General features: G+C 33.8%; 11 protein-coding genes. All 11 read right to left on the reverse strand.

Annotated features, from left to right (window positions below):
• Position 1 precedes the first annotated feature (1 nt).
• Entirely contained in the window at positions 2-1,441 is a 1,440-nt protein-coding gene (locus V6624_RS17545; protein WP_338839547.1) for a glycoside hydrolase family 28 protein, read from the reverse strand.
• Between the two features lie 214 nt (positions 1,442-1,655).
• On the reverse strand, positions 1,656-3,185 hold the full coding sequence (locus V6624_RS17550) for a glycoside hydrolase family 28 protein (RefSeq protein ID WP_338839548.1): 1,530 nt from the start codon (positions 3,183-3,185) through the stop codon (positions 1,656-1,658).
• Between the two features lie 283 nt (positions 3,186-3,468).
• Entirely contained in the window at positions 3,469-5,106 is a 1,638-nt protein-coding gene (locus V6624_RS17555) for a sodium/sugar symporter (protein ID WP_111284175.1), read from the reverse strand.
• Positions 5,107-5,163: 57 nt separating this feature from the next.
• Positions 5,164-6,306, reverse strand: a complete 1,143-nt coding sequence (locus V6624_RS17560) for a DUF5009 domain-containing protein (RefSeq protein ID WP_338839549.1) — start codon at positions 6,304-6,306, stop codon at positions 5,164-5,166.
• A 160-nt stretch (positions 6,307-6,466) separates the two neighbouring features.
• Positions 6,467-9,604, reverse strand: coding sequence for a glycoside hydrolase family 2 TIM barrel-domain containing protein (locus tag V6624_RS17565; protein WP_338839550.1), 3,138 nt, complete (start codon positions 9,602-9,604; stop codon positions 6,467-6,469).
• Positions 9,605-9,783: 179 nt separating this feature from the next.
• A complete protein-coding gene (locus V6624_RS17570; protein WP_111284169.1) occupies positions 9,784-10,671 on the reverse strand; it encodes an inositol oxygenase family protein in 888 nt (295 codons plus the stop codon).
• A 595-nt stretch (positions 10,672-11,266) separates the two neighbouring features.
• Positions 11,267-15,301, reverse strand: a complete 4,035-nt coding sequence (locus V6624_RS17575) for a hybrid sensor histidine kinase/response regulator transcription factor (protein ID WP_111284167.1) — start codon at positions 15,299-15,301, stop codon at positions 11,267-11,269.
• Between the two features lie 52 nt (positions 15,302-15,353).
• Entirely contained in the window at positions 15,354-17,189 is a 1,836-nt protein-coding gene (locus tag V6624_RS17580; RefSeq protein ID WP_338839551.1) for a metallophosphoesterase, read from the reverse strand.
• Positions 17,190-17,279: 90 nt separating this feature from the next.
• On the reverse strand, positions 17,280-17,843 hold the full coding sequence (locus V6624_RS17585) for a hypothetical protein (RefSeq protein WP_338839552.1): 564 nt from the start codon (positions 17,841-17,843) through the stop codon (positions 17,280-17,282).
• Between the two features lie 17 nt (positions 17,844-17,860).
• Positions 17,861-20,137 carry a GH92 family glycosyl hydrolase gene (locus V6624_RS17590; protein WP_338839553.1) on the reverse strand — a complete coding sequence of 759 codons (2,277 nt, stop codon included), beginning with the start codon at positions 20,135-20,137 and terminating at the stop codon, positions 17,861-17,863.
• Positions 20,138-20,247: 110 nt separating this feature from the next.
• A complete protein-coding gene (locus V6624_RS17595; protein ID WP_338839554.1) occupies positions 20,248-22,569 on the reverse strand; it encodes a GH92 family glycosyl hydrolase in 2,322 nt (773 codons plus the stop codon).
• Positions 22,570-22,710: the final 141 nt, after the last annotated feature.

Genomic DNA, 22,710 nt, shown 5'->3' on the forward strand with positions numbered 1-22,710 from the left:
GTTATTTTTTTACTGCCTCTAATTTAGCAGGAAAAGCCGATTCTCCATCTAAATTAATCACTTTTAAAACATCAACATTTTTACTTTCAACAGCATATTTAAAATAATCTGGTTTGTTTTTTCCCCATTGAACAGTACAATTTTGAACTTTAATACTTTCAGCGTTATCAAAATAAAAACCTGATGTACTTCCTTTTACAAAACCTTCAACATTTGCTGGGCGTCTGTCATATAATCCGCCAGAAAAAGAAGTTGTTTTATCTATAAAAACGCTCACATTATCAAAAACAATATTCTTGATTTTATCTTTAGATTCACCGCTTACAAATACACCGTTTTCTCCTGTGCATTGAATATTAGAAAAATAGATATTTCTAATTTCTCCCACTTTCCCTTCAGTAGCTCCCTTTGGAAAACGCCAGTTCGCATCTTTATGATTCCCTTTTGCTCTGCTGAAAGCTGTAACATAAATTGGTTCTGCTTTTCCCCACCAAGTATCTGTTTTTAATTTACTTTCTATAATGATATTAGAAAAAATAACATCGCTTACCGTTCCTTCATCTCTGTTCTGGATTCCTAAAGCGCGATTGCTGTTTTTAATGATACAATTATTAAAAACAACTTGTCTAATCGCGTCCATATTTTCTGAACCAATTTTAATTGCACAGCTACTGCTTGTCATTGTACAATTTGTAACGGTAATATTTTCGCAAGCGCCAAATTCTTCAAATTCTCTTCTGTTTTTCAAACAAATGCAATCGTCACCACTTTCAATATAACAATCACTTATTCTAACATTTTTTGAATGATCCAAATCGATTCCGTCACTGTTACGCACTTTTAAACTGTTCAACAAAGTAATTCCACTGATGACAACATCATTACAGCCAATTAAATGAACGGTCCAATAAGCTGAATTTCCGATATGAACATCTTTGATTCTTATATTTTTTCCGCCAATAATTGTTAAAACGTGCGGTCTTGGATCTAATACATTAAACGGTTTTAAAATATAGGCATCATCTTCCTCTGCTCCCATAAAAGAAATTCCGTTTCCGTCTATTTTGCCGCTTCCGCTAATGGTAAAATCTTCTATATTTTCTCCTCCAATCCAAATTGTTCCTTCTCCGGGATTCGTTCTGAAAGCGCTTTTTGTATACAGTTTTTCATCTGGACTTGCCAATAATTTAGCTCCTGCTTCGATATGCAAATCGACTTTTGATTTTACATCAATTGGTCCTGATAGAAAAGTAAATGGCGCTGGAATTAAAACTCTTCCACCCGTTTTGCTGCATTCATCAATTGCTTTCTGAATTGCGGCTGCATCATTTGTTTTTCCGTCTCCTTTCGCTCCATATTTCTTAACGTCGTAGATTTTCTGTGCCGAAACAGTTAAGGAAATACAGAAAATAAGTATCGCGATTATAGATTTCTTTTTCATGTTTTTTATTTTTTTAATGCCACAAAGACTCAAAGGCACAAAGTTTTTTTTCTTTAAGTTTTTTTTCACGCAGATATTGCAGACTTGGGCAGATTTTATTTGATTTCTTTAAAAAATCTGCTGAATCTGCTTAAATATTTTTAAATCTGCGTGAAACAAATTTTACAATTATTGGCAAAAAAACTTCTAGTCTTTGTGCCTTTGTGGCCAACTACTAGTGTGCTGGCAATTCAAATTTATTTTGCTCTGGTTCTATTTTTCTTTTTAAAGATTCGTTGTCCAAATTACTTGACGAAACATCTTTAAAGACAATCTGATTGATCTTATCCGAAGGAATATCAATAGCTTTCATGGTCAGATTTTTTACATCGTCGAAAACAAAAGCGGGACGGAAATCTTCTTTTTCCAAAATCAATTTTATGTTTTTCATCTCGATTCCGTTTACGTGACGCACATAAAATCCCCAAGAAGGCAATTCTCCAAACATGGTAAATTCAGGATAACCTTTTATGTTTTCTTTTACGTCTTTTAATCTGCTTAACGGATGATAAGCCATTCCTTTTGAAGCTTTTCCTGGATAAACGATTTCAATATTTTCTAAAGTTACGTTTTCAATCAAATGTCCCGGAATTCCAGCAATTGAAGACGGAAATGGATTATGGAAATAATCAACTTCAGGTCCGCGCATATCGTAATCAATGTCTGGACGGCCAAAGGGAATCTGTGCTTTTACATTTTTAACCGATACATTTTTGATATAACCCGGTTTGTCTCCATTTCTATGACCTAGCCTAATCAATATTGCATTTCCAGTATTAACAGCTGTAATATTCGAAACTTTAATATTTTCGATTTCCGCGCCATCCACAGATTCAATCGCAATTGCCGATCTGAAAGTATCAAAAACTTTGATGTTTTCGATTGTTACATTTTTGAAGCTTCCATAAGAACCTGTACCAAATTTCACTGCGTTTGCACTTGATCTTATCGTACAATTTCCAATGTAAATATTATTGTTCTGCAATCCCGGTTCTTCCGATTTTAAACAAATTCCGTCATCTGCAGCGTTTACATTACAATTGGTAATTCGGGCATTTTCGCAACCATCAAGATCAATTCCGTCATTGTTCCAATACGCTCTGCTTTCTACTTTCATAAAATCAATTACAATATTTTTACATTCTCTAAAACATTGTGTCCAACCTGGACTATTTTTCAAAGTAATGTGAGTCATTGTAATCGAATCGCATTTTACAAACGAAATCAATTTTCCTCTTCCATCTTCAGGACGCATTCTTCTGTAATTGTATTTTGGATCAATTCGTACTCCCGTATGGTGCAAACTATCAATTGCCAATGCTAATTCTCTTCCTTGCCCGTTTATAATTCCTTTTCCGTTTACCGCAATATTTTTGGATTCGTAAGCTAAAATCAAAGCTCTAATTCCTTCGTATTTCGGATAATCATCAGGATTTGTACTTCCTAGCAAAACGGCATCGTCTTCAAAAAATAATTCCACTCCATTTTTTAGAACAATACTTCCCGAAAGAAAAGTTCCTTTAGAAAAAACAACTCTTCCTCCTTTGTTTTTGTTGGCTGCGTCAATTGCTTTCTGGATTGCTTTTGTATTTAATGTTATTCCATCTGCTACTGCACCGTATTTTTTAACGTCAAATATCTTTTGCGCCGAAATAGTTACGGAAACACAAAAAACAAACAATACGATTATAAAATTTCTTTTCATCTGTTAGTATTTAAGTTTTTAATCTCAACATTGGCGCTAAATATTTTTCACGCAGATTTAAAAAAGATTTAAGCAGATTCCGCAGATATCTATTAAAAAAAAACTAATTAAATCTGCCTAAATCTGCCACATCTGCGTGAAACAAAAATCCTTTTTTAATCCTAAAATCTGTGGCAAAAAACTTTTCGTTTCTGCTCCCGATAGCCATCAGGATTGCGAGCGATTTTCAATTTATTTTTTTAAATAAACTTTGAGCCTTTGTGTCTTCGCGGCAAAATAAAAATTACCAGAAAACAGTATAGAGAGCAACCAAAATTCCACTGATAATAAAGGAACCAACGATAAACTCTGATGAAACTTTAAACATCGATTTATCAACTTCAATTTCATGCATTTTAGATTCTATTTCAGAAACTGGTTTTGCTATACTAATTCCAACCATTATAAATACAATGATGAAGAAAACGATAGTCATTCTATCTAAGAAAGGATAATCTGGAAAAGCGCCTTCTGTCCACATTGGCAGGAATTTCAAAACTGCTGCAATTGGCACTGTAAGCAATGCTCCAGCTAATCCAGCTGTTGGAGTTGTTTTTTTCCAGAACATTCCCAACAAGAAAATTGCTAAAACTCCCGGTGAAAAGAATCCAACGTATTCTTGTATAAATTGATACGCCTGATCTAATGATTTTAATGCTGGAGCCACAAAAGCCGCAATAATCATACAAACAACCACGCACCATCTTCCTGTACGAACCAGTTTTTTTTCTGATGCTTGAGAATTGAAATACTTTTTATAAATATCTAAAGAAAAAATCGTCGAAATACTGTTGGCTTTTCCTGCTAATGAAGCTACAATCGCCGCAGTCAAAGCAGCTAAAGCCACACCTTTTAATCCTGCTGGAAGTAAATTCATTAAAGTTGGGTAAGCGTGGTCTGGCTTTAAAACTCCAGCAGCATCTACCATTTCCTGCTGAAACATTCCGTTTTCATGCATTACAAACATGGCGATTCCAGGCAAAACAGCAATAACTGGAACTAATAATTTTAGAAAAGCAGCAAATAAAATTCCTTTACGCGCTGTTTTCAAATCGGCTCCTAAAGCTCTTTGAACGATATATTGATTACATCCCCAATATGCCAAATTATTAATTAACATTCCGCCAACTAACACAGACATTCCTGGCAATTCATTATAATGCGGATTGGATTCGTCTAATATCATGTGTAAATGATCTGGTGCTTCTTTAGCAATTATAGCAAGCCCTTTTAATATATCTTTTCCAAAACCAAACTGATCAGAAAGTAGTGTCAAGGCTAAATAAGTTGTTACTAATCCACCCAAAATTAAAACGATAACTTGAAACATATCGGTGTATCCAATTACCTTCATTCCGCCTAAAGTCACAATCACAGAGAACAAACTCAAACCAATGACACAAAACTGAAAACTTACAGGAGCTATAGAGGAAATGGCTAAAGCACCTAAATAAATAATTGAAGTAAGATTAACAAATACATAGATTAACAGCCAGATAATTGCCATAATTGCGCTTACTGTACCGCTATATCTTTTAGCTAAAAACTGTGGCATGGTAAATATCTTATTCTTCAAATAAATTGGCAGAATAAACATTGCTACAATAATTAAAGTGGCAGCAGACATCCATTCGTAAGAAGCAATTGCAAGTCCGATAGCAAAACCAGAACCGCTCATTCCAATAAAGTGCTCTGCTGAGATATTAGAAGCAATCAAAGAAGCTCCTATCGCCCACCAAGTAAGTGATCCTTCAGCCAAAAAATATTCGTTCGAACTCGTTGTTGCAGTTTTTTTGCTTCTGTAAATATACATTCCATAGGTGGTCACTATGATAAAGTAAATAAAGAAAACAATATAATCTGCGGTTTGTAATACATTCATAATTGTGTGGTTATTGTGTGGTTAGATAGTAAGATGTATTTCAAAATTTGATTGATATCAAATCTTGAGAAACCATTTTCGTTTATATAGAAAGTACAGTAAAGTGAGCTGTACAACTGTTACGGATAAAGCAGCAAAAAAAGGTTGCCATATAAACGGTGTAAAATTTATAAGTCCGCCAAAAACATAATCTGCGGTGTGTTTAAAATCGACTAAACCTTCAGCGGCGATATAAATTAAAATAGAATTGGAACCAATCAAAATCAATGGGAATGCCCATTTTTGAAAACCAAACAAATCGATAATCACATAAAAAAGGACAAAAAACAAAATACTGAATCCGCCAACAAAACAGACAAAAGAACTCGTCCATAAATGTTTGTTTATTGGAAAACTAATATCCCAAATCAATCCTATAATAATCAAAACTACAGCCGTTAAAGCCATTAAAAGCATTTTTACCTTTATTGAAAACGCACATTTTGCTTTTAAAAACGTTCCAATAAAAACACCTAATAAAGCGGTTCCAATAGCAGGAAGCGTCGAAAATATTCCTTCTGGATCGTAAACTGTACTGTGCAATCTTCCCGGCAAGAAAAGACGATCAATGTAACCTTCTAATGAACCTTCTTTGGTTAAAACTCCCGCTCCAAAATCTGGCACCGGAATCCATTTCATTGCTGCGTAATAACCAATCAGAATACCGAAAAACCAAATCAGCTGTTTTTTAAAATCAAAATTCAAATAAATAATTCCAGCAAAAAACCAAGCTAGTCCAATTCTTCCAAGAACACTTGCCAAACGTGTCTGATCGAAACCGTCAAATCGCAGTAATCCGTTTACAACAAATCCCAAAACCAGTAAAATACAAGTTCTCCTGAGCATTGACAAATAGATTTTACGCTTTTCGCTTGAAGGCAATTCCTGCGGTGTTTGTACTCCCGCCAAACTCATTTTCTTTTCAAAAGAATACGGCATCGAAACTCCTGCAACAAACAGGAAAACAGGAAAAATCATATCATAAAAAGTAATACCATTCCATTCCGCATGATGCAGTTGCGATGACATCCAGATAAAAATAGGAATTGGCGCTGCTTTGGCCAGAGCATGAATAATGTGTTCGCCGCTCATAATCCAAAACATAACAAATCCGCGCAGTGCATCTAAAGAAATTAATCTTCCATTTGTTGGGTTACTCATTTTTTAAAGTATTCAGTGGTCGGTTGATAGTTTTTTTAGTTTTCAGTCGCAGTCGCAGTTTTCAGTTCTAACTGTAACTGTGAACTTTTTTAGTTTTCAGTCTCAGTCGCAGTTTTCAGTGCTTACCTGTGACTGAAAACTGCGACTGAGACTGTAAACTTTAAAAAATTGGTTTAATAACAAATCCGTAGCTATATTCGCTTTGGGTTAAAGTATATTGTTCGTGTGGCGGTGCGCCCCAGCTGTTGTCACCTCCTAATCCACGCTGGGTTAAATCGACACAAACAACAACTTCATTTCTCGGAGTAATGTCGCTGGAATGAATATTCTTTTTAGAAATTCCTCCGTCAAAATCACTCGGATAATTATTCAAAGTACTCATACCTAAAGGTTGCAGACCTTTTATTTCCAAGCCATTTCCTTTATTGCTTGATAATTTAAACCAGCGTATATCTGTCTTGTATCCATTTTCTTGTGGGCGTGTATAAGGCACATATTGATCTGCAACTTTACTGGTATAAATTCCTTTAAATGAAGATGTTTTTCTATCTGGATAGTTTTCTAAGGGACCTCTTCCATAATAATCCAGATTTTCTAATGTGTTTTTTAAAGTGAAAATCATTCCGAAACGCGGTAACTCTGGCAGCGGATTATTTCCTTTTTTATAAGAAGCTTGAATCTCTAAAGCGCCATCATTTCCTAATGCATATTTGATGGTATAATCAGAAGCAACATCATTTAATTTTAATTTTGCAACGATGTATTTCTTTCCGTTTTCTTCAGTCTGCTGAATGCTTTCTACAGAAGTGTTTTTTCCAGCCGTTCTCCAAACATTTGTTCTAATCTGCATTTTATTTCCGATATCATTATCGGTTGGAGCTCTCCAGAAATTAGGTTCCGGATACTGTTTAAAATATTCCTCGCCTTTTAAGCTGTAGTACGAAATCAATCCAGACGATTTACTGATTTTAACCGTAACATTATCCGAAGTCAAGACAAACTGATCTTTTTCATCTTGAACTTTTGCTGTATTTGCTTTTTCTGATTTTTCGAAATATTTCCCGTCTTCGATTATAAATTGTTCTTTAGCAATTTCAAAGTTCTGAGGCAATAATTCTGAACCAATTTTCGTGTAAGCAAAAACATTCAACAAATATTCTGTTCCTTCTTTTGACTCTAATTTTGGTAAATCAATTTTAAACTGCTTTTTTGTTTTCGGATCTAAAGCAACATTAAAAGTTCCTTCTTTAATTACTTTTCCATTTTCTAAAACTTCATATCTAAAACCGTATTTATTCAAATTTGTAAACCCAAAATCATTATTAATTTCGATTAAACCATTTTTAATATCCACCGCTTTAAATAAAATATTCTGATAAACTTTCTTTACTTCAAAAGCTCCAGGATGCGGCGTTCTATCGGCATAAACTAAACCGTTGTGACAGAAGTTTTCGTCATTTAAATAATTCTGGCTTCCCATATCTCCACCATAAGTCCAGTATTTACGACCAGCTTCATCAATTCCATAAAATCCTTGATCTACCCAATCCCAAATGAATCCTCCCTGCATGTTTTTGCTTCCGCGGATAATATCCCAATATTCCTGAAAATTACCACTGCTATTTCCCATTGCATGTGAATACTCACACATAATGTATGGACGAGTCACTTCTTTGCGCGCCGCATATTCCTTCATGTATTCTATCGTTGGGTACATCGGACAAACGATATCTGTGTTTTCATTTTCTTTTGCCTGTTCAAACTGAACCAAACGGGAATTATCTCTTTTTTTGATCCATTTGTAAGCTTCGTGAAAAACAGGTCCGTTGGCACTTTCATTACCTAATGACCAGATAATTACAGATGGCATATTTTTATCTCTTTCAACAAGACTATAAATTCTGTCCAGATGTGCTTCTCTCCATTCTGGAAGATAACCTGGATTAGTTTTTGGATTCATCCATTTTAAAGGCTGTCCTTCTACTCCCATTCCGTGGCTTTCGATATTGGCTTCATCTACCAAAAACAAACCGTATTTATTACATAATTTTACCCATAAAATATTGTTCGGATAATGACTGCAACGAACTGAATTAATATTCAGCTGTTTCATCATTTTGATGTCTTTCATCATTGTAGCTTCGTCCTGATAATGCCCAGTTAAAGGATTATGCTCATGAATATTTACGCCATGAACCATCAATCGAACTCCGTTTACTAATAACTCTCCGCCTTTTAATTCTACTTTTCTGAATCCAATTTGCGTTGAAACGGTTTCTATAAGATCGCCTTTTGCATTTTTTAAAGTCAGAAGTAAAGTATATAAATTCGGTGTTTCACTGCTCCATAATTTCGGACTTGAAACATTTTGAGCGAAATTGATTGTTTGAATTTTTGAAGCTTCAAAATTGACATTCAGTTCTTTTGTAAATACATTTTTACCTGAAGCGTCAACTAATTTTGCAACTAATTTTTGATTGTTAACTGAAGTTGAAGTCAGGTTTTTCAAACTTACATCAACACTTAAACTTCCGTTTTTATATTTGGCATCTAAATCTGGTTTCGCAAAAAAATCTGAAATGCGAACATTATCTGTACTGTACAAGTACACATTTCTGTCAATTCCTGAAAGTCTCCACATATCCTGATCTTCCAAATACGAACCGTCGCTCCATCTGTACACTTCTACAGCCAGATCATTTTTTCCAGGTTTTAAATATTTAGAAATATCAAATTCTGCTGGACTTTTGGTGTTTTCTGTGTAACCTACTTTTTCACCGTTTACCCAAATATACATAGCTGCTGTTCCTGCTTCAAAATGAAGAAAAACATGTCGGTTTTTCCAATTTTCTGGCAGCACAAAATCTCTTTTATAAGAACCAACTGGATTATCCCAATGATTAATGAAAGGTGGATTTTTTTCGAAAGGATATGTGATATTTGTATAGATTGGCACACCATATCCGTTTAGCTCCCAATTCGAAGGCACTTGAAGTTCCTTCCAATGTAAAGTACTGAAATCCGTTTTGTAAAAATCCTTCGGGCGCTCATCTGGTGTTGGTGACCAAGAAAATTTCCATTTTCCATTTAAAGAAAAATACCAAGGTGAGTTTTCATATTTATCAATTATGGCAGAAGTTTCATCTGCATAAGGAAGAAAAGCTGCTCTTGCGGGTTCTCTGTTAATTTGGAATACTTCAGGGTTTTCCCAATCGTTACGGTCTTTTTCTTGAGCCGAAACAGTAGAACAAAGTACAATCAGGCTGAATAAAAGTATTTTGGTTTTGATTTTATGCATTATTTTGGTTTTAGATAGCTGGCAATTATTTTTCTAACACATAGAAACATAGTTTTTCTTTGTATCAAAAGGCATTTTACTTATTACAGAAACACATAGCTATGTGTGAAAAACTAGTTTTTTTAATAAATCTTTTTTTCGCTCAAAAAAATCTGTTTCTATGTGTTTATATAACCTTTTTAAAACTTCAATTTTTCTGGCAAATATTTAGCAACTAATTCTTTGTAATAAGGAAGCAATGCTTTTACGTCTGGTTTAACTGGCGCTTTTGTATATAAATCATATGGATTGAATTTTCTAACCCAGTCAAACATTTCGATGTCTTTCTCATTCATCAAATGTGCGTAAGCATTTTCTTTATGCTGAGAATAAAAGGAATGATAACGAATCATGTATAAAGCCGGATCTGGAAGATAATCTTTCATGATTTGATATAAATATTCATCGTGCCCCCAACTCATTTTTACATTATCTAATCCGCAGTTTTCAGTGTAAACCCCAAATTTGGTATTGAATCTCTCGTCTGTAAAATCTGGATTTTCTTTAAAAAACTCAGAATAAACGATTTTATCTGAATAGGCACATCCAACAGGAAATGTATCTCCGACCACTGCCCATTGCGGTTCTCCAAACAGGCATAAAACTTTACCTAAATCATGGATGAAACCCGTAAGCACAAACCAATCTGGATGACCGTCTGCGCGGATAGCCTCTGAAGTCTGTAAAAGGTGTTGTGTTTGATCTAAGTCAATATCTGGGTCGCTGTCGTCTACAAGAGTGTTCAAAAAATCAACAGCTTCCCAAATTGACATTTCTTTTCTATTAAACTGCAAAAATTCTTGTTCCTTACTGCAGACAAAGTCATAAGTTTGATAGGTGTGGTTTATTCTATAAAACTCCTTAACTGTTTCTACTCTTTCTGAATCGACATAATTCCTGAATTCTTCTTTCTGCTTTTCTTTTGCGCTTTCATTTTCTTCAGAAGGATCAGGATATCGCATCAACAAATCATCTTCCCACTCATCTAAATTTTTCAACGGATTGTCTGTGTCTATATGCTTTTTCATAATGTTAAATAGTTAAAAGTTACAAGACAAAAATAGAATTACATATTCCGTTCAAAATGGATTAATACATCAAAAACATGGATAAATTTGATTATTGTAGGATTTTTACATTTAATTTAATTTAAAAAGCCGTTATATTGGCTTTTATCTATTTGATTAAGGTAAAATAACATTATGATTTCTGAGAAGTAATTGAGTAATCTTTGTGGATTTTCTTGTTTGGTCATTTTCTTTATGCTTTATAAGGTAGTTATTAATGTTAGCCACGAATTCACAAATTTTCACTTACATAACAGACTTTAAATTTTGCGGGGAGTTGCACGAATTTTTACAAATCAGTTTTTAAGAAAATAGCCTGTGGTTTCAACCACAGGGACATTACGAGAAAAATTAGATTATGGACAAGCATTGTAGATAAACGTTGCGTTCCTGTGGTTGAAACCACAGGCTATGTTTCATCTATTAATTTATAAAATTTGTGCGATTTAACGCAAAGAAAAAGCCCCTATATATAAGTGAAAATTCGTGAATTCGTGGCAAAAAAAATCTTTACAATCCCCTTTATCCCGATAACTATCGGGAGTGGCTAAAAAACCTAATTAATAATTTTACTAGGAGGAAAACCAAACTGTTTTTTAAAACATCTACTGAAATACAGCGGATCATTAAAGCCAACCAAATTCGTTACTTCCGAAACATTATACTTTTTCGTTTTCAATAGTTCTGCCGATTTTTTCAAACGAATGGTTCTAATAAATTCATTTGGAGCCAAATCCGTCAGTTCTTTAATTTTTCGATATAATTTTGAAGAACTTACCCCTAATTTATCACACAGAAAATCAGTCGAAAGATCTACTTCGCTTAAATTATCATTGATAAGACTAGTGACTTTTTCCATAAATTCTTCGTCAATAGGAGAATGTGTCAGCATACTTACTTTGCTTTCTACCTCGCCAGAGAATTTTTGTTTGAGTTCCAACCTAGATTTGATCATATTTTCAATAACCGTTTTAAGCAATAATGGCTCAAAAGGTTTTACTAAATAACCGTCAGCTCCCATGTCGTAACCTTTTACCTTATCCATATTTTCAGAAAGCGCCGTCAGCATTACAACTGGAATGTGACTGATGAATTCGTCATTTTTAAGCTCTCGACAGAATTCTAATCCGTCCATAACAGGCATCATAACATCTGTAACACAAACAATTGGTTTAATTTGTCTGCAGATTCTCAAGCCTTCTTCTCCATTTTCTGCGTCATAAACTTTATAATAATCAGACAAATAATCAACCAGATATTTTCTTAGTTCACTATTATCTTCAATTACCAAAATTTTCTCTTTTAAATCGGTATTCTGTATAATTTTCTTAGCTGCTTTTTCTGGAATAAGCATACTCAGATTGTCATTTTTAAGAGCATATTCAAAAACTTCTTTATGCTCGTAAGACTCCCGATCAATTGGAATCTCCACCCTAAAAGTACTTCCTTTTCCTTGTGTACTTTCTACAGAAATACTTCCTTTATGAATTGCTACTAAAGATTTTACTAAAGATAAACCAATTCCCGATCCCGTATTATTGGCTTTACTGTTGGTTGCTTGATAAAATCGTTTGAAAATTTTCTCCTGACTTTTTAGCGGAATACCAATTCCGTCATCTGTTACTTCAATAACCAAAATATCTTCAACCGTATCTTTCAGCCTTATGTACAAATCGACATTTCCGTTTTTATTGGTAAATTTCAAGGCATTCGATAAGAGATTATACAAGATTTTATCATACTTATCATTATCCAACCAGCCGTTTATTTCGTCATCTTCAGAAATAAAATTGAGCTTAATTTTCTTGTTATAAGCCATTTCCTTAAACGAATCAAAAATATTTTTTGAGTACGCTAGAATATTCGTCTGAGTAACTTTCAACTTAAGTTCGCCCGATTGTGCTTTTCTAAAATCCAATACCTGATTCACTAAATTCAATAATCGGCTGGCATTCTGATATATTAAATTATATCGGCTTTTTTCATAATCTGTTGCGTTACTGTTTTCATCCAGCAATTGTTTTGCCGGACCTAAAATTAGCGTTAAAGGTGTTCTTAATTCATGCGAAATGTTAGTGAAAAAGCGTAATTTCTCATTATTCAATTTTACATCGTGTTCTCTATTTACTTTCTCTGTAAGCAATTCTTGTTTTAAACGAATTCGGTTTTTGATTTCCTTTCTGATGAAATAGAAAACACCAAATAGAATAGCGAAAAACATTAAAAACGAAGTTGGTGTCAACCAGAATGGAGGAAGGATTTTTATTTTATAAGAGACCGTTTTACTCCAATATCCATCACTATTACTTGACCGTATTTTAAAAGTATAATTTCCTGGATAAAGGTTGGTATATTGTACGCTTCTAGATGTACTATTGGCTGTAATCCAATGCTTATCAAAACCTTCCAGCATATATTGAAACTTGTTCAGTTTTTCGTTTGCGAATGAAGGAGCCGAAAACTGAAGAGAAAAGTTTCGGTTTTTATAACTTAATTCAATTTCATTTCCATAATTCAAATCTTTTGAAAGCGGAATTTCTCCATTAATTTCCATTTCAGGAAACACTTCTTCATTCTGAATTTTAAACTCTGAAATCACTGGTAATGGCGACCAATTATTTCTTTTCATTGCGGGTGGAGAAAAAGAAATAATTCCGTTTTTACCGCCTAGAAAAATATTAGAATTATTAAAATAAAAGAATCCGCTTGAACTAAAAACGTCCAATCGGTTACCACTATTTACGTGATAAATGCTAATATCCTTCAAATTCGATTTTACGAAAGCGATATTATTGTTGTTGATATTCAGCCATAAATTCCCGTTAGCATCAGATAAAATATCAGTGATCCATTTTCCAGAAAGTTCTTTCAGATTTTTTACAGGCTCAAATTCGTTCTTTTTCGGATTGTACAAACACAGGCCAAAACGGGTTGAAGCCCATATTTTCCCTTTTACATCGACTAAAACGTCACTCACATTTTCATCATGAGGCACGCCTTTTTCCTTTATAAAAAGTGACGAATAAGTCTCAATTTTTCCTGAATTGATATTGTATTTTACTACGCCTGTTTCTGTAGCAAACCACACATTGTCTTTGGCGTCCCTTTCAATGGCATTTATCTGAAAATCAGGTAAAAGTTTACTCGAGGTTTCTACTTGTAGTGTTTTAGTATTTAGAATTACAGCTCCTTCTCCAAACGAACCAACGATCATTTTATCGTTTGTAATTTTTCTAAAAGCAAAAACAGGCGATTTCTCAAATCCCGAATGTATTTCTCTAGAAGATTTGCTCAAATAATTGTAAACCAAAATGTTTCCATCCCAAAGACCACAGTAAAAAATCTTTCCATCATCAGAATATATACTTGCAATGTCTTTACCAACATTGTGCAAAGGCGTTGAGCCTTTTATGTTAGAAATAAAAAGTCCGCTGTGATAAGTCGCTACAATTACTTTTTCGTCATACGTTTTAGCAAAACCTCTTATTCGTGGCGCCTGATTGCCAATTGAACGCGAAATATCTTTGTTTAAAGTAAACTGATTTTCATAAGGATCGTATTTATCCAAACCATCTTCAGTTCCAATCCACAAGACACCAGATTTATCAAAATAAAGTGCCGAAATTAAATTATCGACAAGCGAAGTATCATCAGAAAGAATAGAATAATACCATTTGTAATTTCCTTTCTGAATGTCTTCTAGTTGATCACAAACTAGCAATCCTCCCAAAGTCCCGACCCAATATTTGCCGTCTGGAGCTCTTGCAACTGAAAGAAAATAGGGCCCTAAAGCGCCTCTAACTTGTTTGTTGTCAATATATAAATTAACAAACTCATTAGTGGCTTTATCCAATTTATACAAACCTTCACGAGTTCCAATAAAAATATCCGATTTCGCATCTTCATATATAAAATTGATGTATGGATTTTTGATATTTGAATAGGGTACAGAAAGCGAGTAATAGTTAATTTTTACGATCGCTCCCTTTGCATCCATTGTTATTTTTGCAACCGAAGACTTTTCGTAACTCCCAATCCAGATATTTCCTTTTTTATCTTCAAATATTTCTTTTACATAATCAAAACCTTTTAATGGAATTTTCTCAAATCGGTTTTCTTTCAAAAAGAACATATACATTCCTTTTGTTTTTGTCCCTACCCAAACTCTTTTGAATTTATCTACATAAACAGCTCTAACTTCATCATCTGGAAGGCTGTTTGCATCCTCTTTTTTATTAAAAAAAGTAGTGAAAACATGCGTATCCATTTTGAAAAGAGTCAGCCCTTTTCGGGTACCAATCCATAAATGATTGGAATCTTCATCAAGTTCTAAAGCCGTAATATCGTCATTGTATAATTTGTTTTTCCCAAGTGTAGAACTCATGTAATTTTTGAACTGATAACCGTCGAAACGATTTAATCCAGAGAAAGTTCCAAACCACATAAATCCCTTTTTGTCCTGTACAATATGACGTACTGAATTATGAGACAGTCCGTTATTATCATTATAATGCGCGAATTTTATATTCTGTGAATAAGAATGATAAAAAACGGCAAATAACAAGAATAATATAAAGGCTTTTTGTCTCATGAAAATAAATTATATATGCAATTTAATCTTTTTGATTTAATAAATATTAAAATTATTTAACAGATAAATTATCAATTTTGTTATTTTTCAAATCAATTTTAAAATGATCAGAAGGCTCGCCATGCATGGTTTTAAGAAATATTTTGGCCCATAAAACCAGTTTTGGATCATTTGCCTTTTTTAACTGCCTACATATCAATCCGTATTGCTTTAATCTTTTATTTCCAATTTCTGGAATAGCCAATTCATCAGCGTTCTTTAAGCGGTAAAAATCGAAAATCATATCAAATCCTGTCCAAGATTCAAAATCTGAAAGAGTTAGAGAATTATCTTTCAAATCTTTAGCAACTTCATTCGTGTTTTTATTTATTTCTAACAACTCTCTGCCTGAAAGTTTCTCTATCGACTTTAAAAAATCAGCTGGAAAATCTTCAGGTAGAAACCTTAAACGAACGAGTTCCTTTAAATGCCAATTGGTAAATGCTGCATAATCTTTGGCTTTCAAAATTTCTTTATCCCAAATCTCTTTGCTTTTAATATCTTTTAGGTGATCATATTCTTCTTCATAAAAAGGAAAAAGACTATTGAAATTAGCGACTTTACCTACTACAATTGTTTCTACTTCAAGTTCTGAATTAGAATGAATGGTCAATATTTTGTAAGCGGGCATATAAGCCGCAAGAGATGGTGTCTGAATATTAAAAAGTGTATTTCCGTTTGCTGTTTTTCGAACGCCTGTATCATTAATGTGCATGTGTCCTCCAAAATGAACCTGAATTCCAGCATCTGCAAATTGCTGAGCGACTTCTTCGCTAGGAACTCTTTGTAATTGCATTTTGTTAGCGCCAAAAAGTTCTTTCAATTCAGGCGAAGCATTATTATTAAATTCTACCATTGGATAATGACTAAAAGCGATCAGGATTTTTCCTTTTTGTTTCGCTTCCGCGGAAACTTTTTTCACCCAATTAATCAAATGGCTTTTATAAATTAGAACGTTATTGTATCCTGTATTTGCGCCCGAAAAATCATTCGGATTATTCGGTAAACCTGATAATTTCTCGTTTGGAACATAAGCATTGGCATCAATAGCCAAAAGCCAAATGCCTTTTATTGGTTCGACCAAATAACTTGCATCTGGAAGAAATAAATTGGTATTTTTAATTAAATACGTTCTTTTTTCTAAAACAGATTCTTTTTGAGCTTTTTCGAAATTATATTGCTCATAAGCGTAGTCAGAAAATGGTGTTTCCCAATACAAATCAGTCTTTTTTGGAAAAAAACCAAAATCACGCATTTCTTGAATGGTTTCTTGATAACCCCAATTTTTTATATCGGCTGTTATAATGGGTTCGAGTTCTGTTTTATTTTTATTGAAATTAGATGTAGAACTGCTGATAATCTGTTCTTTCCCATCTTTTCCTAAAAAATCAGTTTTAACAGCATCTTGCGAAAACGGTCTCACAACATCGTGATTTCCTGTAGTTACATAAAAAGAAAGTCCGTGTTTTTGAGAATATTCGTTGAGTATTTTTCGTAATCCGCGAACGTGAACTGGTTGTCCGTCATCGCTAAAATCGCCTGGAAGCACAACTTCTTTAATGCCTCTTTTTACAATGTCATTTAAAGCTTGTAAAAAGGCAAAATAATTTTCATTGAAAATTCTAGTAGAATGCAGCTGGGAATTCATTGTTCGAATATTGGCATATTCGCCCGTAACTGGATTTTTTATTCCCTGATAATCATTGTCTTCAAATTTTGCAAAAATATCCTGTAAATGAGCATCGGCTATAAAAGCAATTTGAATCTTTTTCTCATGAGAATGTTGTTCTGTTTTGCAGGAAATCAGAACTAGAACAATCAATGAGCAAAAGGTATTTTTGAATGACATTTTATTATTTGATATTATAATAGAGACCTAACAGTCCCGAAGCATCGGGATTAAAAACCTGTTAGGTCTGCTTTGTGTGAAAACATTATATTAATCTACCACTTTCACTAAAGTTGGATTAATCCCTAACGGGTTCTTGATTATTTTACAGATTAACGGAAACTCAGGATTTTTTACAATCCACATTTCGGTTTCGTCAATCTTCGCTTTTACATGCAATGCATCAATTAATTTTCCATCAATAGAAACTCCGTTTTTATCTTCGTTTTTGTCGAGAATATAAGTCGTGTTATTATACACAAAAGAATTGTTTTTGACTAAATTCTGATAAGCTGACTGTGAAATCATAAAAAAAGTCTCATTCGGTTTTAAGTTCAAAACTGGCGCATATTCTCCTTGATTAAAACTTAAGGCATTTCCGTTTTTTATGGCTTCAGAAAGCATTACTATTTTACTTTTTACGCCTTTTGTTTCCAGTTTAAAAGCCAACTCTTCTTTTGAGGTTTCAGTCGTAAGCTGCAAAGTTCTAGTTTGTCCGTGCAGTTTACAAACATAATGCAACTGCGTATTATTTTTTAAGATTGGAATGTAATTCTGTGCTGTTCCTTTTTGATAAACGGTACAGAAAATAATCATTAAAAGTATATTTTTCATCTTGCTTATCCTTTTATTTATTTTGCTGGCGGTAAAATTGTCGTTCCCCAAGCCGAAGGTTTTGAATCCATTTCTAAAACTAATTCTCCTCCATTATTAATATCATCATGTGTAATCCAAGCTTTATTGTATGGTTTTCCGTTTAACAAAGCAGTTTTGATGTATCTGTTTTTATCACTCATTTTTTTAGCCGAGATTTTAAAACTTTTACCATTTTCTAATTTCATGACAGTCTCTGTAATCAAAGGCGTATTAATCAAGTAATAAGGTTGTCCCGCATTTGGGTACAATCCCATCATGTGGAAGGCAAGCCACGAAGACATAGCTCCTGAATCGTCATTGCCGGGAAGTCCTTCTCTAGAAGTGTTGAAATTCTTTTTAATAATCGTTCTAATTCGATCGCTGCTCAAATAAGGTTTTCCAATCCAGTGATACAAACAAGGCGTAAGAAATGATGGTTCATTGGCAACATTAAATAGATCATTATCAAAGAAAATATCTAATCGTTTTTCAAAAGCTTTTTCTCCTCCTGATTTTTTTACTAATTCTGGAATATCATGCGGAAGGCTAAATGAATATTCCCATGAAGTTCCTTCGTAGAAAAACACGCACCAATGGCAGACATACCAAGGCGATTCGATAATTACAGGCGTATATTTAAAAGTTGGTTTCTGAATTTTTGATTCGCCGAAAACGACATCATCTAGCCAGTTTCCGTCTTTGTCTTTTGGCATAATAAATCCTTTTGCGCCGTTATTTTCATAATCAGGACGCCATAAATTTTGCCAGCTATCTGCCTGTTTTATATACTGATTATAAAGGTCCATCTTACCTAATCCTTTAGCTACAGTTGCAATATTATAATCGTTGTAGGAGTAGTCGATAGTTCGGTTTCCTGCACGGTCTGTGCCGTATGGAACGTACCCAAGTTTCAGATAATCTAAAAGTCCTCCTCTTCCTTCTCTTTCCTCATTTCCTCCAGGTGGCACAGTAGCATCTTTTAGCATAGCTTGAAGTGCTAGTTCATAATCTATTCCCTTTAAGTTTTTTACAAAAGCATCGGCAATCACAACCTCAGCATTTGATCCGCCTTGGGTTCTTCCATTATCATTACCGCTTCTTCCTTCAGGCAGATAGCCTTCACGTTTGTAAATATTCAGCATCGCGTTGATAATATCTACTTTTCGTTTGGAATCTATTAAAGTGATTAATGGACTCGAAGTTCTGAAAGTATCCCAGATCGTATAAAAGTCATCGTAATACGGTTCGTCATTTGTCCATAACGGATTTTCTCCTGTTCTGTCAACTGGCATAATCATGGTATGATATAAACCTGTATAAAACATTTTTCTGTACTCTTCTGAAGTATCTTGAGATAACTGAATTCTGCTTAATAAATTTTCCCATTTGTTTTCTAAAGTGGATAAAACTTTATTAAAATCCCAATGCGGAATTTCGACTTCAATATTATTTTTCGCTTTTAATTCACTTAAAAATGAAATTCCGATTTTGACATTTAATTCTTCTTTTCCTGTGTTTCCAAAAGAAAGCAAAGCTGCTGTTTTTTTGCCTGAATCAAACTGTGCTTTCTGATTGCTATAAAATTTTCCGTCTTTAAAAGTGACAAATTTTGCAATTGGCTGGTCGAAAACTGCCCAGAAATAAACGGTATAAGCACGTCCGTTGTTCCAGCCGCCTCTTATTCTACTGTAGCCTCTTACTTCGGTATCTGAAACTATTTCGATTTGAGAACCCACAAACTGCTGTGCTTCTCTGGCATCTGGAATTTTTTCTTCTCCTAAGAAAAATCCTGGATCAATTTTTAATTCTTTCGATGCATTTTTTGGATAGGTTATTCTATAAAACGAAACTTTTTCTCCTGTAGTGATTTCCGTTTTAATATTATTTTCTTTGAAAACTGTTTCGTAATAACCCAATTTTACATTTTCCTCCGCTCTAAAAGAAGTTTGATCCATTTTGTCCAAAGCTCCGGAAAAAGGCATTATCTGGATATTGCCGTATTTTGGCCCTCCGCCCGTTCCGCTCACATGCACTTGACTGAAACCTGTCACTTCTTTAGGTATTGGAAGCCAGCCACTATTTGGACTCGAAGTACAATCAGGACTTGGTTTTACCATTCCGTATGGGCAGGAAGGTCCGATAAAAACTCTACCAACGCCTTCAGAACCAATCATTGGATCAACGTATTGATGGACTGTTTTCTGGGCGTTGCTTGTAATTGTAATAAGAAATGATATTCCTAAAAAAAAGATAAACTTGGATGATATTTTCATTGTGGTTATTTCTTTGTTTTTTGTTTGTGTGTTTAATTATTTTTAATCTCTCTCAAATAACTATAATTATATATTTTTATGCGTTAATAGGGTTTTAACCCAACGTTATATTAATGTTTTTCTAAATTTGATTGATCTGACATTTGTAAAATCAATTCACCTCCATTGGTAATTTCCTGATGTGAAAGACTGAAATTTGGAACCGCTTTCTGATTGAATTTGATATCTTTTATATATACATTTTCAGAACTATTATTATTGGCTTTAATCACAAATGTTTTACCTGAATAATATTTCGGATTTAGAGCGATCGAAATTTTATTAAATATTGGACTTCCTATTTGATAAACCGCTTCTTTATCTGCTCCTCCATTCATTTGAAATAGACCAATTTTAAGCAGAACATTCAAACTTCCCATTAATCCTTGGTCTTCATCTCCATTATAACCTGTTGCGGGTGATAATCCGCTAAAAGTGGTTTTTACTACATTTCTTGTCCAATATTGCGTTAAATCTGGTCTTCCTAGCAAGGTAAAAATATTTGATGTTTGCATAGATGGTTGATTTCCAAAATTAACTGGGATTCGGCTAAATTCTGGATGCAATTCTGCATCGTGCGATGTACCAGAAGTATAATTTTGTTTTTTAGCCGTTTCAAATTGTTGGTTTAATTTCATTATTGCTTTTTCTTTTCCTCCCATCAAATTCGCTAAACCTTCAATATCATGCGGAACAAACCATGTTGATTGCGCTCCGTTTGATTCTATAAAGCCATTTTCATATTGATAAGGATCATAGTTTTCTCTCCATTTTCCTTGTACATTCTTTGGGCGCATCCATCCAATCGATTGATCAAAAACGTTTTTATAGTTTTTTGATCTTTTGATGAAATAATCGTAATCTTCTTTATGATCAAGTTTTTTTGCCAATTGTGCCAAAGTCCAATCTTGATATGCATACTCTAAAGTCTGGCTTGCTCCATCTTCATGACTTCCGAAATTGCCTTCTGGAAGCGGGTAAGGTACATATCCTTTTTCTAAATAATATTTTAATCCTCCGCCAATATTTGTATTATGCTCATAACCGGCTTTTTCCATGATTCCGCCTGGCATGTGATTTTTTTTGAGTGCGATATAAATAGCTTCTAAATCATCTTTTACAATTCCTTTTTGAATAGCGCTAACAATAAACGGCGTTGCTGAAGCTCCTGTCATTACATAAGTATCATTTCCGCCTGAAGGCCCGCGAGGAATAATTCCGCCATCTTTATAATACTGCATTAAAGAATAAACAAATTCTTCCATAATTTCAGGATAAACCAATCCCCAGAGATTGCTTATTGTCCATTGCGCTCCCCAAAATGCATCTGAATTATAATGATTGAATTTTGGTCTTCCATCTGGATTTAGAGGCAAATGTCCTACTTTAAATGTGTCTCCCGTGTTATCAGGATAAGAACCATTTGCATCACTAATCATTTTTCTTCCTTGCAGCGCATGCCATAAATCAGTATAAAATCTTCTTTGATCCGTTTCGGTTCCTCCTTCTATTTTTATTCTTCCCAATAAATCGCTCCACTCTTTTCTAGAATCTTTAACTGTTTTATTAAAATCCCAATGTGGTAATTCGATTTCAATATTACTATTTGCGTTTTCAATTGAAGTATAAGAGATTCCTACTTTCATTAGTACTTCTGTCGCTTTTTCATTAAAATTAATCAAATAATTTCCTGTTTCAACATCTCTTTCTATTGACGCAATAGGCTGTTTTGTTTTAACTTTAAAAAATACAGTCAATGGTTTTGGACGTCTGAAATTGGTACTTAAAACTAAAGATCCTGAAAGTTCGTAATCATTGTTTTTTTCTAGCTTGCCATTAGTATTTTCGCAAGGTCCTAAAATGGTATTTAGATTAAAAAGAACTGCTTTTTGTGCCTTTGCAGGAAAGGTATATTTATGAAAACCAACTCTTAGCGTACTGGTTAATTCTGCTTTTATTTGATATCGGTCTAATTTTATGGAATGATATCCTGGTGTAATTATTTCGTTTTGATGACTGAATTTTGAATAAAAGTCTTTAAAAATATTGGATTTATTTTCAGCTGAAACTGTTACGGGCATTACAGAGACTCCTGACATTTGCCATTCGTGAACATGGCTAAAGCCTTTAACTGTATCTGTAGTATATTTATAGCCTCCTCCCCAATCGCCTTTAATTTCTGTATCGGGATTTAAGTTTACCATGCCAAATGGACGGCTAGCAGATGAAAAATAAAACCATCTTGAATTTTCAGTGTCCAACAACGGATATACCTTATCTGAAACTTGTTTCTCTTTTAATGAAACTGTTTTCTGGGCGTTGCATGACACTAAAAAAATAAGGGTTAAACTTATTCCTATACGTCCTATTTTATAGATTTTCTTTAGTTCCATTTATTTGTTTATTGATGGGCAATATTGTTTTATACAGGATTGCGCTTTAATTGATTTATTTCTAAATCGAAAATATTAGGCAAAAGGTTTCTGTGAGAATTGTTTATTCTCAAAAAATGATTGGAATGAATGTTACAAAGC

This window comes from Flavobacterium ginsenosidimutans, assembly GCF_037478105.1.
GTDB lineage: Bacteria > Bacteroidota > Bacteroidia > Flavobacteriales > Flavobacteriaceae > Flavobacterium > Flavobacterium ginsenosidimutans.